The sequence below is a fragment of the Roseateles sp. genome (assembly GCF_039929605.1).
Taxonomy (GTDB): domain Bacteria; phylum Pseudomonadota; class Gammaproteobacteria; order Burkholderiales; family Burkholderiaceae_C; genus Pelomonas.
Window position 1 is genome coordinate 15075 of record NZ_JBDSQX010000144.1, and the last position, 15345, is coordinate 30419.

Below are 15345 nucleotides of genomic sequence, written 5' to 3' on the forward strand. Positions count from 1 at the left end.
CCAACGCTGGCCGTCACAGCCTCAAGCGATGCAGCCGAAGCGCGTTGGCGATGACCGACAGCGAACTCAGGCTCATGGCCGCCGCAGCCAGCATCGGACTCAGCAGGATGCCAAAGGTCGGGTACAGCACGCCGGCTGCCAGCGCCACCCCCAACAAGTTGTAGATGAACGCGAAGAAGAGCCCGCGCTTGATGTTGCGCACCGTCACCTCACTGACGCGTCGCGCACGCACGCGCGCACGCACGCACGATGAACATGTTCAGATGCCGGTTGACCAGCGACTGCCAGGCAAGCACAAAGAAGGGCCACGCGCCCCAGAGCACCACCGGGGTGGCCAGTGCAAATTCCAGCCACGCCTGGACCTGCGCACCGAGCCAGGCCTGCACTGGCATGCCCGGGAGCACGTCGGACATGGCGATGGGGAACACGACAGCGGCCGGGCCCGCCGTCCACCACAGCCGGTGCTTCATCGACGCCAGTTCGGTGTTCGGCTCGTCTTCGGCCGTAGCCACCTTCAGCTCCAAGGCCATGCCGCAGATCGGGCAGACCCCGGGCGCATCGCGCGTGATCTGCGCGTGCATGGGGCAGATGTATTGCGTTGCCGCCTTTGTTGCCACGGGCCGAACGGCCGCACCCGAACCGACGATTGGCTTTGCGGCCGTGGCGGCAGCGATCAACTGGGCGCCTTGCGCACTTGTCGAATCCTGCGGACTCATGGATGCAGCCTGGGATCTCATCGACTGGATTTCCGAGACCCGAGGCGACCCGCATGCCGTAGTCCGGGTGCGGCACCCGTTTCAGAGTTCTGGTTGTCCGCGACAGGCGTTCCCGCTGCGGTGGTCATGACGGGGCATCTTTTCAAGGCGACTCCAAACCAGACCGCACGCGCCACGGCGGCAGCGCTGGGCGTCGCCAACGTGCACGCCTGAAGTTCGCTGGTCTGTTCGGTGCAGAACGGAATTCCGGCCAAAACGGCGCAGCCGGAAGTAGGTCGACCCGAGTGCTACACGGCCTCCAAAGCCGGCAGCAATCGGTCGTACTCCTTCTTCACCACGCCATAACACTCGCAAGTGCGCTGCTCCAGGCCAGGGCGGTCGAGCACGGTGATGTGGCCACGGGCGTACTGGATGAGCCCGGCGGCCTGCAGCTTCAAGGCAGCTTCTGTGACACCTTCCCGGCGCACACCCAACATGTTGGCGATCAGCTCCTGCGTCATCACCAGCTCGTTGCCCTGCAACCGGTCCATGCTCAGCAGCAGCCAGCGGCACAGCTGCTTGTCCAGCGTGTGGTGGCGGTTGCACACCGCTGTCTGCGCCATCTGCGTGATGAGCGCCTGCGTGTAGCGCAGCATCAGGTGCATCACCGGCCCGTTGCGGCCGAAGGCTTCCTTGATGGCCTTCGAGCTCAACCTGAAACCACGCCCGGCGCTCTGCACCACCGCCCGGCTGGGCGTGCTCTCACCACCCATGAACAGCGAGATGCCCACGACACCCTCGCTGCCGACGACGGCGATTTCCGCCGAGCCTCCGTCTTCGAGCACGAACAGCAGGGACACGATCGCGGTCGTCGGAAAGTACACATGACCGAGCGTCCGGCCAGATTCGTACAACACCAGGCCCAGCGGCAGATCGACGGACTCGAGCAGCGGCAACCATCGCTTCAGTTCCGCCTCGGGCAGCGCCGCCAGCAAATGGTTCTTTCTCACTCTAGACACTGTGACCACGCGGAATCCTCGACTTGGCAACGACCTGTATCGGCACCGATTGCTCGCCGGGGCAGCTTCAGTATGGGGTCCTGCAGGCAAACCCTCTGTGCGTTAGCGAACACCGCTGCGGCAGCGTGGCGTCATGAACATCATTCAGCCCATTCGCTCCCGGCGCAGCGGTGGCGTTCGGCGCCGAATCCGGGTGTTGTCTACCGCACCGACCCCGCTTGGCGTTTCGCCTAACTTCGACGTGGCAGTGCACCGAATCTCGAACCTCCTGTCGACGGGGTACTGCCACTCAAAGGGCGGCGACCATGACTGCACCCCGCAAGGCCTACTTTGTTGGCGGAGGCATCGCGTCGCTGGCCGCCGCCGCCTTTCTGATCCGCGATGGCGGCATGGCCGGCAGCCGGATCACGGTGCTGGAGGCCGGTCCGGTGTTGGGCGGCAGCCTGGACGGTGCGGGCGACGCCGAACGCGGCTACTCAATGCGCGGCGGCCGCATGCTGACCACCGACAACTACGAGTGCACCTGGGACCTCTTCAAAGCTATCCCGTCGCTCGCCCAACCCGGCCGCAGCGTCTTCGACGAGACGCGGGAGTTTAACGAGCAGCATGTCTCTCACGCGAGGGCCCGCCTGGTCGACAGCCGCCGTGCCAAGGTGCCCGTGGCATCGATGGGCTTCTCCATGCGCGACCGTCTGGAGTTGCTGGCTCTCGCCAATGCCGAAGAGTCGGCGTTGGGCAGCGGCTGCATCACCGACCACCTGTCCCCGGCATTCTTCCAGACCGAGTTCTGGTTCATGTGGGTCACCACCTTTGCCTTCCAGCCCTGGCACAGCGCGGTCGAATTCAGGCGCTACCTGCACCGCTTCATGCTGGAGTTCTCACGCATCGAGACGCTGGCGGGTGTCAAGCGCACCGTGCTGAACCAGTACGACTCGCTGGTCGTGCCCTTGCAGCGCTGGCTGGAGAGTCAGGGCGTGCGCCTGGTAGCCGACTGCACGGTCACCGACCTCGACCACCACACCGTCGACGGCAGGTTCGAGGTCATTGCGCTGCACGGCAGGTTGAACGGTCAGGCGGAGATCCTGCAGCTGGAAGACGACGATCTGGTCTTCGTGCAGAACGGCTCGATGACCGACGCCGCCAGCCTGGGCTCGATGACCATCGCACCGCCCAAGTTGAAGAAAGCCCACGGGGGCAGTTGGACCTTGTGGGAAAAGCTCGCCGAAGGGCGCCCTTCATTCGGCAGGCCCGCAGCGTTCAACAGCTGCATCGCGCAATCAGCCTGGGCCTCGTTCACCGTCACGCTGAAGGACCCGGCCTTCTTCGAGTTGATGCAGCGCTTCAGCGGCAATGAAGCGGGCACCGGCGGCCTGGTGACCTTCACGGACTCGAACTGGCTGATGTCCATCGTGCTGGCGCATCAGCCGCACTTTGCCAACCAGCCGGCCGACGTGCAGGTGTTCTGGGGCTACGGCCTGTTCCCGGACCGCATCGGCAACTTCGTTGCCAAGGCGATGGCCGATTGCACAGGCGCGGAAATTCTTCTGGAGCTGTGCGGCCACCTGCGCTTCGACGTGGAGACGGTGGCGGGTGTGGGCAGGGCCAACTGCATCCCCTGCCGCATGCCCTACATCACCAGCATGTTCATGCCGCGCGCCCCCGGCGACCGGCCACTGCCGGTGCCACCAGGCACGAAGAACTTCGCCTTCATCAGCCAGTTCGTCGAGATCCCGCTGGACACCGTCTTCACCGTGGAATTCTCGGTGCGGGCGGCGCAGATGGCGGTGTACCAGTTGCTCGGCATCACGAAGCCGATTCCGCCAGTCACGCCGCACGACAAGTCGCTTCATGCGCGCTTTGACGCGCTGGTCAAGGCCATGAAGTAAACCGACCTGCCCACCAGAGAACCTGTGCCATGCAGCAAAGCACCACTGTCAATCGCCGCATCGTCCTGAACGCCAGGCCGCGCGGCGCTCCGACCGCGGCCGACTTCCGCATCGAGAACGAGCCGGTACCGCCCCCCGCAGCCGGCCAGGTGTTACTGCGCACGCTGTACCTCTCGCTCGACCCCTATATGCGAGGTCGCATGAGCGACGGCCCGTCGTACGCCGCACCGGTGGCCATCGGCGATGTGATGGTTGGCGGTACGGTGTCGCGCGTGGAGGCGTCCCGGCACGGCGACTTCAAGGTCGGTGATCGGGTGCTGGGCTACACCGGCTGGCAGGACTACGCGTTGTCGGACGGCAAGGGGCTGACACCGCTCTATCCCGAAGACCCGCATCCTTCACGCGCCTTGGGCGTGCTGGGCATGCCGGGCTTTACCGCTTACATGGGCTTGCTGGACATCGGCCAACCGGTCAGCGGTGAAACCGTCGTCGTCGCGGCGGCCACCGGCGCGGTCGGCTCGGTGGTGGGGCAGATCGCGAAGATCAAGGGCTGCACCGTCGTGGGCATCGCCGGCGGAGCGGAAAAGTGCCGCTACGCGATCGAGGAACTGGGGTTCGACTTCTGCGTCGACCATCGGGCCGAAGACCTACCTGGCCACCTTGCCGCCGCATGTCCGAAGGGCATCGACGTCTACTTCGAGAACGTTGGCGGTGCCGTGTTCGACGCCGTGCTGCCGCTGCTCAATGCAAAGGCGCGGGTGCCTGTCTGCGGCCTGATCGCGGCCTACAACGCCACCAGGTTGCCAGTAGGCCCGGACCGGCTTGGCCTGCTGGTCGGCACGCTGCTGCGCCAGCGCATCAAGATGCAGGGCTTCATCGTCTTCGAAGACTACGGCCCACGGTTCGCCGAGTTCGCCGGCGCGATGGGCGAGTGGGTACTGGAAGACAAGGTCAAGGTCCGGGAGGACATCGTCTTCGGCCTGGAGAACGCACCCGAGGCCTTCATCGGCCTGCTTGAAGGCAAGAACTTCGGCAAGCTGGTCATTCAGCTGGCCCACGAATGAGGCTGCCGCTCAAGCGCCAAGTTCTGCATGCGCTCGCATCAACCGTACACCTTTGAAAGATCCCATGGACAAGCACAGCGAATTCATACACGGCACCTGCCAGCAACTGCTCTTCAGCCCCAAGGGCGCCGTCGAGGGCGCGCTGATCAGCATGAAGGGCTCCTTGGTGCAGGTGTCGGCCTCATCCGGCAAGGGAGTGGCGTTGGCGCAAGCCACTGGCCCCGGCAGGCAGCTGCGGGTGCTGGCGGTGCCCGACCGTTCGCCAAAGGCGGCGGATGGCGCGCACTCGGTGTTCAAGTTCAAGTCATTCGCCGATGTCGCCGGAAAGGCCATCAAGGCTTCCGACGCGGAGCACGTCGAGACAACGATCAAGGGTGTCGTCAGCGCTTGGCACTTCGCCAGGCACGGCGAGCCCAACGGGGTGATGCTGGCGACCGGCGAATTCATTCATTTGCGCCCGCAAGGCGTGGCGGCCGCCGGACTGGACATCGGCTCGAAAGTCAATGCGGTGGGAAAGTTGGGCATGACAGCACTTGGCACACGCATGCTGGAGGCGCACCGCGTCAATCGCGTCGATCTGACGTAGTCGCGAGTCACGACGCGGCAGACCTCGTCGTCTTCGAGGAAGAGGACGTTCACTAGCCGCAGATGCTTCTTGCGTGAACCACTGGGGTGACATTACAGCCGGCAACATTGAAGGCCCGCGAAGCAGTAACTTTCGCAGTAACCATCTCGGCTCTGTTCCCGATTTCGAGCCTTGGCGCGTCTTTCAGCAGTGTTTTCGATCCTCCTCCTCACCCAAGCCAGCCGTAGATGCTCATCAATGCCCCCCGACACCAGGGCCAACGACCGGGTGTCACCAGAGGTAGGTGTGCAGTTCTTAGCAATGCTGCGCTTGTAGTCCCGCTACAGTCTCAGCTCTGCGCGCGCCGGCCTACGCTTCAGCCTCGTCTTGTGGGGTTTTCTGTGGGGTTTCTGAGGTGCCGGGTAGAGAAGTCCTAGATCTGACAGGCACTTGGCGTCGAACTCGACGTTCAGGTACAGAACATCGAATAAGAAACGCGACATGGAATATCCCGGCAATCTCTTCGTCGTCGCCGCGCCCAGCGGGGCGGGCAAGTCCAGCCTCGTCAAGGCGCTGCTGGAGGTGGACTCGCGCCTGGCCGTGTCGATCTCCCACACCTCGCGCGCGCCTCGCGGCCAGGAGCAGCACGGGCGTGAATACTGGTTCATCACGCCGGACGAGTTCAACGCGATGGCCGCCAACGGCGACTTCTTCGAATGGGCCGAGGTGCACGGCAACCTCTACGGCACATCGCGCGCCGGCATCGAGGCGCGGCTGCAGCATGGCGAGGATGTCGTGCTGGAGATCGACTTCCAGGGCGCCCTGCAGATCAAGCAGCTCTTCGCCTACGCCGTGCTGATCTTCATCCTGCCGCCGAGCTGGGACGAACTGCGCCTGCGCCTGAACCGCCGTGGCGACACCGAGCCTGAGGTGATTGCCAAGCGCATGAACAACGCACGCATCGAGGTGGCACAGGCGCAGAACTTCGATTTCGTCGTAGTGAACGCGGTGTTCGACACGGCCGTTTTCGATCTCAAGGCGATCGTCCACGCGCAGCGGCTAAAATACGCGGCTCAGCGGCGCAACCGCTCGGCCGTCTTTCAGGCGCTCGACCTGCCCTGACCCTCTCGCTCTAAGGAACACCATGGCCCGCATCACCGTCGAAGACTGCCTGACCAAGATCCCGAACCGCTTCCAACTGGTGCTCGCCGCGACCTACCGCGCCCGCATGCTGAGCCAGGGCCACAGCCCCCGCATCGAGAGCAAGAACAAGCCCGGCGTGACCGCCCTGCGTGAAATCGCCGCTGGCGAAGTCGGCATCGAGATGCTGCGCAAGGTGCCGGTCTAATTCAGGCTCTGCTGAACATGAAACGGGCGTCCTCGGACGCCCGTTGCCTTTTGGCCTTCGGATAAATTCGGGCGCATGGCTCAACGCTCCCTCACCGCCTGGTTCACGCTGCCTGGATTGCGCCAGCCGGCGCCGCCGACGGCGGCCGAGGCGGCTTCCTTCGACGCGCTGCTGCCCAAGCTCGGCTACCTCAGCAAGGCCGAGGTCAAGCGCGTGCGCGACGCCTACCGCTTCGCCGACGAGGCCCATCTGGGCCAGAAGCGCGCCACCGGCGAGCCCTACATCACCCACCCCATCGCCGTGGCCGGCATCTGCGCCGAATGGCGGCTGGACGCCCAGGCGCTGATGGCGGCGCTGATGCACGACGTGGTCGAGGACTGCGGCGTCTCCAAGACCGAACTCATCGAGAAGTTCGATGCGACGACGGCCGACCTTGTGGATGGCCTGACCAAGCTGGACAAGCTGCAGTTCTCCACCAAAGAGGAGTCGCAGGCCGAGTCCTTCCGAAAGATGCTGCTGGCGATGGCGCGCGACCTGCGCGTCATCCTCATCAAGCTGGCCGACCGGCTGCACAACATGCGCACCATGGGCGCGATGGCGCCGCACAAGGCCCGCCGCATCGCGCGCGAGACCTTCGACATCTACGCGCCCATCGCCCACCGCCTGGGGCTGAACCAGACCTTCCGCGAACTGGAGGATCTGTCCTTCCAGTACTTCCACCCCTGGCGCTATTCGGCGCTCAGCAAGGCCGTGGGCAAGGCACGTGGCAACCGACGCGACCTGGTGTCGCGCATCGAGGGCGATATCCGCGCGGCCTTTGCCAAGGCCAGCCTGAGGGTGGAGGTGCAGGGCCGCGAGAAGACGGTCTATTCGATCTACAAGAAGATGCGCGAGAAGGGCCTGATGAGCTTTGCCCAGGTCAGCGACATCTTCGGCTTTCGCGTCCTCACGGAAGAAGAGCTGCAGTGCTACACCGCGCTGGGCGTGCTGCACCGGCTCTACAAGCCTCAGGCCGGGCGGTTCAAGGACTACATCGCCAATCCCAAGGACAACGGCTACCAGTCCCTGCACACCACGCTGATGGGGCCGCTAGCCACGCCGCTGGAGTTCCAGGTGCGCACCGAGGGCATGCACCAAATCGCCGAGCAGGGCGTGGCGGCGCACTGGATCTACAAGAGCCGCGGCAAGCAGGGCTCGGCGCTGGCCGCCCAGCAAGCCAATACGCGCTGGCTGCAGAGCCTGATCGACATCCAGGACGAAACGCGCGACGCCAACGAGTTCCTGGAGCACGTCAAGATCGACCTCTTCCCCGATGCGATCTACGTCTTCACGCCCAAGTCCAAGATCATGGCCCTGCCCAAGGGCGCGACGCCGGTGGACTTCGCCTACGCGATCCACTCCGACGTCGGCGACCACTGCGTGGCCGCCCAGGTCAACGGCGAGGCCGTGCCGCTGCGGGCCGAGCTGCGCAGCGGCGACATCGTCGAGGTCATTACCGCTCCCGGGGCCAGCCCCAACCCGGCCTGGCTGAGCTTTGTGCGCACCGGCCGCGCGCGCTCCAAGATCCGCCACTACCTGAAGGATCTGGAGCAGGGAGAGTCGCGCGAACTGGGTGAAAAGATGCTGGCGCAGGCCATGCGCGTCGAAGGCCTGGGCCTGCCCAGCCTGGAGATGGATGACCCGGCCAGCAAGATCTGGCACGACCTGGCCGCCTGGGCAGGCAGCGCCGGCACGGAGCAGCTCCTCGTCGACATCGGCGCCGGCCGCAAGATCGCCGCCATCATCGCCAAGAAGATGGCCCGCCTGATGGCCGAGCAGGGCCAGCGGCCCGATGCGCTGGCGCTGACGCTGGGCCGCTTTGCCGAGGAGCCCGAAGACCGCGGCAGCGTCACCATCGACGGCGGCGAGGGCGCCTCCGTGCAGCTCGCCACCTGTTGCCGGCCCATCCCGGGCGACGAGGTGCGCGGTTATCTCGGCCGTGGCGAAGGGCTGATCGTGCACACCTGCGAGTGCGCCGTCGGCAAGCGCCTGTTCCAGCGCGACAGCGAGCACTGGATTAGCGTCGAGTGGGCCGAGGAGCTGTCGCGCAGCTTCGAGGTCGGCGTCACGCTGCTGCTGATCAACGGCAAGGGCGTGCTGGCCCAGGTCGCCCAGGCCGTGGCCCACGCCGAAGCCGACATCACCCACATCGCCATGGGCGATGAAGCGCCGGCCTTGCAGGCCGCCGAGATGAACCTGCTGCTGGCCGTGCGGGACCGCCTGCACCTCGCCGACGTGCTGCGCGTGCTGCGGCGCACACCCGCCGTGCAGCGCGTCGCCCGCGTCAAACCCTGACACCGCTGTCGTCGCGGCCCGCCTGAGCGAGGCCCGCTCACGGCCTTGAGTGTTTCTATTTGCGTCCCCGGGTTAACCACTGTTTCCGGGGTCGGTATTCCCTGGCGATATAGATAAACAGAGAAATCGTATTTCTCGGTCTGTAACCCCCTGTTTAAGGTCCGTTCCGACGCTTCAATCGGAGGAACCTGACCCGTTCTCCCCGGCTGTGGCAGCGCCCTTGCACAACAACAACGGCCCGGATTCGGACCGGCCCCAGACGGAGACCCCCTTGACCACGACCCGCACCCCTGCCCTGCGCCGCGACCGTATCGGCGCCGCCGTTTCCCTTGCCTTGACGCTGTTGGCGCATGAAGCTGCCATGGCCCAACAGACGCCTGCCGCGCCCGCTGCGGCTGCATCCGCCGCATCCGCGCCCACGGCAACGCCGGCTCAAGCCGCCAAGCCCAAGGCGCCGGTCAACGAGCTGGAGACCGTGCTCGTCATCGGCACGCGCCAGTCGCAGCAGTCGGCCATCAGCCGCAAGAAGAACGCCGCCACGGTCCAGGACTCCATCGTCGCAGAGGACGTGGGCGCCTTCCCGGATCGCAACATCGGCGAGGCCATCTCCCGCATCGCCGGTGTCGCACTGGACCGCGGCGACTACGGCGAAGGCGTGAGCGTGAATATTCGCGGTAACGGCCCCGAATCGACCCGCGTGGAAATGGACGGCGTGGGCGTGTCCTCGGGCGCCGGCACCAACCTGCTCGGCGGCGGCGACGGCCGCGGCACGGAGTTCCGTGAGCTGTCGTCCGACCTGATCAAGAGCGTGGACATCGTCAAGGGCTCCACCGCCTCAATGACCCAGGGCTCCCTGGGCGCCAGCGTCATCATCGAGACGCGCAATGGCCTGGACTTCGACAAGCCCTACTACTCGTTCAGGCTGGCCGCCAGCAAGAGCGACCTGGCCAAGAAGACGACGCCGGATGCCAACCTGATCTGGACGGACAAGTTCTTCGACAAGAAGCTGGGCGTCATGGTCAACCTCAACCGTGCAAGCACTGTTCGCGAGAACCACTCGATCAGCCAGGGCGGCTCGAACGGCCAGCAAGGCCTGGTGCGCCTGGCCGACTTCGACAACTCCCCCGAGAAGACCTTCTCCTACGCCAACAGCCTGGCAGCACTGTTGCCCAGTGAGGCTGACAAGCCGCACACCGTCAATGGCACCTGGCAGTCGCTGACCCACAGGCAGCTCCTTGAAGGCGCCGCAAAGGCAACTACCAAGACCGAGTGCCTTTCGACCTTCCCCACGCTGACCGCCGCGCAGGTGGCAGCGATTCCTTCCGCCAGCCGCACGGCTGCCTATGGCGCACGGCTGAACGAGCAGACCACCTGCCTGAACCAGTGGAACGACTACACGCCGGCACACACGGTCGGGCCGCGCTACAACTTCCGGTCCAACGACGACACCCGCACAGGCGGTGACATCCGCCTGGACTTCAAGGTCAACGACCAGCTCTCCGTCTACGGCAAGTGGATCCAGAACCGCCGCCATGTGGACGACACGGTCGGCTTCCTGAGCATGGGCGGTGCCCCGGTGTTCAACGGGACCGGGACATTCACGGACAACCTCGTCACCAACACCCGCACGCTGACTCCTGGCGCCTCGGGCTCTACGCTGCCCGGCAGCTACGTCTTTCGCGCCAACAACCAGCCGCTGATCCAGGGCGCCACCACCAACCTCCTGCCGGGCTACACGGTGGACAGCACCCACCACGTGACGAGCTACTCGACGGATGGAAACTTCCTCGGCACCGACACGATCTTCAGCAGCATCGACACCACGAACAAGACTTTGCAGGCCGGCGGTGAATACCTCAACGACCGACTGCGCGCCAAGTTCATGGCGAGTTACAACAAGGGCACCGGCCTGCGCTATGACCGCCGGGCTTCGTTCAGCTCTGCCTACGGCGTGGGCAACTTCGACCTGCAACCCAACGGGCTCTGGGACTTCACGCGGCCGGGCGGCGCGGCGATCGACCAGCTGGGCAACCTGGCCGGCTACGCGTCGCTGAACCCTGCTGTGGCCAGCACGGCCATCAACATCGACAACCTCAACCCAGTGTTCACGCCGGCCTACACGGCCGCGCAGCGCGCCCGGTACACCAACAACACCCAGCTCAATGTCATCCGCGCGTTTGACAACGAGAACACGGAGAAGCAGGCAAAGGTCGACCTGACCTACAACGTGGTCGACAAGCTGCCGTTCCTGACCGCGCTGAAGAGCGGTCTGCAGCTGATCAACTACGGCGCCACTACCTGGAGCGGCGGTGGCGGCGAGGTCAAGTCGCCGTTGGGCACGGCCGGCCAACCGGGCTTCCAGCCCGGCGTGTACCTGCCGTCGGTGACCGGCCGCTGGAACGTGATCGGCTGCGAGGACACGGCAGGCTCCCTGGCTGCGGGCGGCCAGCCCTGCGCCTACGGCACCGTGAAGAACCCGCGCTACGACGCCGGCGTGGGCGCCAACGTGGGCGGCACCACCACACTGACCCCGGCACAGTTCCAGGAGCTCGTGAGCCAGACCATCACCCTCGCACCAGCCAGCCAGTTCTACGGCGGCTCCAAGGACCGCCCGGCCACGTTGCTGAATGGCTGGAACCAGCTCGACGTCGACAAGCTGTACCAGCTGGTCGGTTTCAACGTGCCGCTGGATTGCATCCGGTCCTGCACCGCCAGCGACGGCAAGGTCTATGACGGACCCAAGACCGGGCTGCAGGACAAGCAGACGGCGGGCTACCTGCAGACCGACTTCGAGATCGACCGGCTGCCGTTCACGGACCGCCCCCTGCCCTTCGGCCTGGAGCTGGCCGGCAACATCGGCGTGCGCGTGGTGCGCACCGACATGAGCAGCACGGGCTTCATGGTGTTCCGCTCCATCCGCAAGAACGCCAACTGGGTCGAGGGCAACGGCGATACGACCAATGTGACGACTGCCCAGGTCAGCCAGAACGTCGACTTCAAGGGGAGCCGGACGGATGTGAGCCCGTCGCTGAACCTGGCCCTGTGGCCGGTGCCGGACAAGCTGGTGACCCGCTACTCCTGGAGCAAGCAGATCGCCCGCCTGCCGATGAGCCGGGTCTCGCCGGTTGCGGATGGCACCATCACCTGCACGTTGAGCGAGATCGTCGATGACCGCCCGGCCGACGACGACGGCTCGGTGGCCGACCAGGGCTGCAACCGCATCTTCGGCAACCCGGCCATGAAGCCGCAGACCACCATCAGCCAGAACCTGTCGCTGGAGTGGTATGTCAACCGCGACACCTCGCTGGCGGTCTCGACCTTCCTGCAGCGCGATCTCGTGGGCGCACCCAACCTGCGCGTCGGTCGTTCGAACGTCCGCCTGTTCGAAGGCAGCAGCCTCTTGGACCCGTTGACCGGCACGCCGCTGCGTGACCTGGAGTTCTCGTTCGCCCAGTGGGACAACGACACGCCGTCCAAGCGGCGCGGTGTCGAGTTCAGCTCAAAGACGGCATTCACCTTCCTGCCGTCCGTGCTGCGCTACACCGGCTTCGACGCCAACTACAGCCGCCTGCGCAACTCGGGTGGCGCACCGACGATCGACCAGATCAGCGGCGAAGCCCTGCCGCTGGCCGGTCAGCCCAAGTACTCGTACAACGCCTCGCTGTGGTACGACGACGGTGCCCTGCAGTTCCGGATCGCGCAGCAGGTGGTGTCCTCGCGCTACCAGACCTTCTCGCCGAACACCAACACCAACATTGGCGTCAACAACTTCCCGGGCGAAGGCATCTCAAGCTGGCGCGTGCCCTACAACCCCGGCGCGCCCAGCTTCAGCAAGCGCACCGCGTTCGTGGATGTCAAAGCGTCCTACCGCTTCAAGAGCGGCATCGAGCTGTTTGCCGACGTGCGCAACCTGACCGGCGAGCGCAACCAGGCCAGCACGGGCGGCTACCAGAACTATGAAGGCGGCATCCCGAGCATCTACACCGACAACTACTACGGCCGCACCTACTATGTGGGCCTGACGTACCGCAGCCCGCGCTAACGAGGCAGACGCCATGTCTCAAGCCGTCCGGCGCAACTCAACCTTGAGCCGGACGGCTTTTGCCGTCCTGGCTCTGTCTTCAACGCTCGCTGCTGCGCCATTGCAGGCCCAGCAGACGCCCGCCCCGGCACCGGCACAGGCGCCTGCCGAAGTGCAGTCGCTTGGCGCGGTCAAGGTCACTGGCCAACGCAACCGCCCCATCGATCCCAGCGCCGTCATTGCGGCCAAGAACAAGGTGCTGTCGAGCCAGTTCGCCTCATCCTGCGGCTTCATGGGCGGCTACAGCGCCGCCGATGACGACGTGACGCTGGCTTACCTGCGTGGCTTCGGCTCGCTCGATGAGGACTTCGGCGACCTGGCGCCCGACGGCGGTGCCGCAACACCCGCAGCGTCGGCGTCGAGCCCTGCGGCCGGGGAAATTTCGTCGACACCCTCGGTCGCCTGCTCTGGCTCGGACCGCCGCTTTGCGGCGGGCCGCAACTGGATCGCCCGCAAGGACAAATCCCTGACGCAGGCCTTCGATGCCTACGAGGCCGGCAACTACGTCGAGGCTCGGGCCCGTTTCGAGGAAGGCTGGAAGAAGCTGGGCTACGAAGAGGCGGCCATGATGCTCGGGCGCCTGCACCTGCTGGGCCTGGGCACGCCGGCCAGCAGGCCCAAGGCCATCGAGTGGCTCAACGAGGTCATCAATGCCCGCTTCCACCCGGTGAATGACCGGCTGCGCTACGACCCGCAGAAGCCCGACCAGATCAACACACGCATCGAAGCCACCCTGCTGCTGGCGCGCACCTATCTGAGCGGCAAGGGAGCTGAACGCAACCCCCAGGAGGCGTTGCGACTGTGGCGCAAGGCCCTGGACTTCGGCTTCGAGCCGGCAAACACGCTGATCGGCCAGGCCCAGCTCAGCGGCGTGGGCACGGCGGTGGATGGCCCCAAGGCGGTCGAATCCCTCAAGGCCGCTGCAGCCGCCGGCCACGCGCCGGCCATGCTCCTGCTGGGTCAGCTCTATCACCACCGCGTCCCCAATCAGCCGCCCGGCATTCCGCTGGACCTGGAGCGGGCCGGCGCCTACTACAGCGCAGCCGCCCGGGCGGGCAACATCGAGGCAACCTACGCGGCCGCCCGCATGCTGGACCTGGGAGAAGGCACGACGCGCGCGCCCGAGAAGGCCGTGGTGCTCTACAAGGAGGCCGCCGTCAAGGGCCATGTGGAAGCGCAGAACGCGCTGGCCACCTTCTTCTACCAGGGCGAAGTGGTGCCGCAGAACTACGCCACCGCGCGCCAGCTCTTCCAGGCTGCCGCCCGGGGCCGCCAGCCGGACGCCATGTTCAACCTCGCCGTCATGCTGGCCCAGGGCCAGGGCGGCGACAAGGACATGGCGGCTGCCTATGCCTGGTGCACGCTGGCCAAGGCCCAGGGGCACGAGCAGGCCGCAGCCGCACTGCCCGTTCTCGAAGCCAGGCTCAGCGCCGATGACAAGGCCCGCGCCGAAGCCATGCTCAAGCCAGCGCCGAAGAAGTTCTGATCAATCGCCTGCGGGCGCCGGGTAGCTGACCTCGACGACCTCGATCTTCTCGACGCCCACCGGCGTCACGAGGTTGAGTTCGTCGCCGACCTTGGCCTTCAGCAGCGTGCGCGCGATGGGCGACACCCAGCTCACCTCGCCGGCCAGACTGTCGGCCTCGTCGATGCCGATGATGCGGATGGTCTTCTCCTCGCCGCGCGCGTTGGCATAGGTCACCGTCGCGCCGAAGAAGACCTGCTCGCTGCCGTGGTGGGCGCTGGGGTCGACGACCTCGGCGATATCCAGCCGCTTGGTCAGGAAGCGCAGGCGGCGGTCGATCTCGCGCAGGCGCTTCTTGCCGTACAGGTAGTCGCCGTTCTCCGAGCGGTCGCCGTTCTTCGCGGCCCACGAGACGATCTCGACGATCTTCGGGCGCTCGTCGTCGAGCAGCGTGAGCAGCTCCGCGCGCAGGCGCGCGTAGCCAGCCGGCGTCAGGTAGTTCTTCGTGCCGGCCGGCAACGCGGGCGGCGCGATGTCGTCTTCGTCATCGTCGCCGGCGCTGTCGGACTCGCGGGTGAAGGCCTTGTTCATCGAATCGGTGCCGTGTTCATCAGCCGCGATTCTGGACCGGCGCGACGCCCCCTGCAGCCGCGCGACAATCCGCCCCCGTCGACCTCGCGCCCCGCAAGTTCTCGCAACACATGACAAGCACCCCCGAGCGCGACAACGCACGTGTGAGCCCGCACCCGAGAAGCCGCATCGGCTGCGCGCTCGCCGTCGTCGCGACGACTCGGCACGGCCGATCAGGTAGGTCGGCCGCTCACCAGAACTTCCACCACGCCCGACGCGAGGACGGGTTGCCGATGTGGATCGTGTGCTCGCGTTCCT

Annotated in this window: 13 protein-coding genes; 9 read left to right on the forward strand and 4 right to left on the reverse strand. The window is 65.9% G+C overall.

The features are described 5' to 3' along the window. Positions 1-13: 13 nt before the first annotated feature. The 3 genes from ABIS05_RS20010 to ABIS05_RS20020 all read right to left on the reverse strand — a co-directional run bounded on the left by ABIS05_RS20010 (position 14) and on the right by ABIS05_RS20020 (position 1705). A complete protein-coding gene (locus ABIS05_RS20010) occupies positions 14-202 on the reverse strand; it encodes a hypothetical protein (protein WP_348011067.1) in 189 nt (62 codons plus the stop codon). Positions 203-209: 7 nt separating this feature from the next. After that, entirely contained in the window at positions 210-716 is a 507-nt protein-coding gene (locus ABIS05_RS20015; RefSeq protein WP_348063314.1) for a heavy metal-binding domain-containing protein, read from the reverse strand. Positions 717-1003: 287 nt separating this feature from the next. Then, positions 1004-1705 (reverse strand): Crp/Fnr family transcriptional regulator, encoded by a 702-nt coding sequence (locus ABIS05_RS20020; protein WP_348011069.1) that lies wholly within the window; start codon positions 1703-1705, stop codon positions 1004-1006. A gap of 314 nt (positions 1706-2019) precedes the next feature. On the opposite strand from ABIS05_RS20020, the gene ABIS05_RS20025 reads away from it, so the two are divergent. The 8 genes from ABIS05_RS20025 to ABIS05_RS20060 all read left to right on the forward strand — a co-directional run bounded on the left by ABIS05_RS20025 (position 2020) and on the right by ABIS05_RS20060 (position 14478). Next, the gene (locus ABIS05_RS20025) at positions 2020-3600 is read left to right on the forward strand and encodes an oleate hydratase (protein WP_407074854.1); all 1581 of its coding nucleotides are present in this window, start codon (positions 2020-2022) and stop codon (positions 3598-3600) included. A 29-nt stretch (positions 3601-3629) separates the two neighbouring features. Beyond that, positions 3630-4664, forward strand: a complete 1035-nt coding sequence (locus ABIS05_RS20030; RefSeq protein WP_348011071.1) for an NADP-dependent oxidoreductase — start codon at positions 3630-3632, stop codon at positions 4662-4664. A gap of 64 nt (positions 4665-4728) precedes the next feature. Next, the gene (locus ABIS05_RS20035) at positions 4729-5250 is read left to right on the forward strand and encodes a hypothetical protein (protein WP_348011072.1); all 522 of its coding nucleotides are present in this window, start codon (positions 4729-4731) and stop codon (positions 5248-5250) included. Between the two features lie 480 nt (positions 5251-5730). Further along, positions 5731-6351, forward strand: a complete 621-nt coding sequence (gmk, locus tag ABIS05_RS20040; protein ID WP_348011073.1) for a guanylate kinase — start codon at positions 5731-5733, stop codon at positions 6349-6351. A gap of 22 nt (positions 6352-6373) precedes the next feature. Then, the gene (gene rpoZ / locus ABIS05_RS20045) at positions 6374-6577 is read left to right on the forward strand and encodes a DNA-directed RNA polymerase subunit omega (RefSeq protein WP_025563690.1); all 204 of its coding nucleotides are present in this window, start codon (positions 6374-6376) and stop codon (positions 6575-6577) included. 75 nt (positions 6578-6652) lie between these two features. Then, positions 6653-8911: a bifunctional (p)ppGpp synthetase/guanosine-3',5'-bis(diphosphate) 3'-pyrophosphohydrolase gene (locus ABIS05_RS20050; protein WP_348011074.1), complete on the forward strand. Its 2259-nt coding sequence runs from the start codon at positions 6653-6655 to the stop codon at positions 8909-8911. Between the two features lie 271 nt (positions 8912-9182). Further along, a complete protein-coding gene (locus ABIS05_RS20055) occupies positions 9183-12953 on the forward strand; it encodes a TonB-dependent receptor (RefSeq protein ID WP_348011075.1) in 3771 nt (1256 codons plus the stop codon). Positions 12954-12966: 13 nt separating this feature from the next. Further along, complete coding sequence (locus ABIS05_RS20060) at positions 12967-14478, forward strand: tetratricopeptide repeat protein (protein ID WP_348011076.1); 1512 nt, start codon at positions 12967-12969, stop codon at positions 14476-14478. Here ABIS05_RS20060 and greB read toward each other — a convergent pair whose 3' ends face one another. After that, positions 14479-15048 (reverse strand): transcription elongation factor GreB, encoded by a 570-nt coding sequence (gene greB, locus ABIS05_RS20065; RefSeq protein ID WP_348011077.1) that lies wholly within the window; start codon positions 15046-15048, stop codon positions 14479-14481. It abuts the gene before it with no gap. 110 nt (positions 15049-15158) lie between these two features. Between greB and ABIS05_RS20070 the strand changes: the two genes are divergently transcribed. Further along, positions 15159-15345 (forward strand): hypothetical protein (locus tag ABIS05_RS20070; protein ID WP_348011078.1); only part of this gene is annotated, 187 nt, incomplete at its 3' end.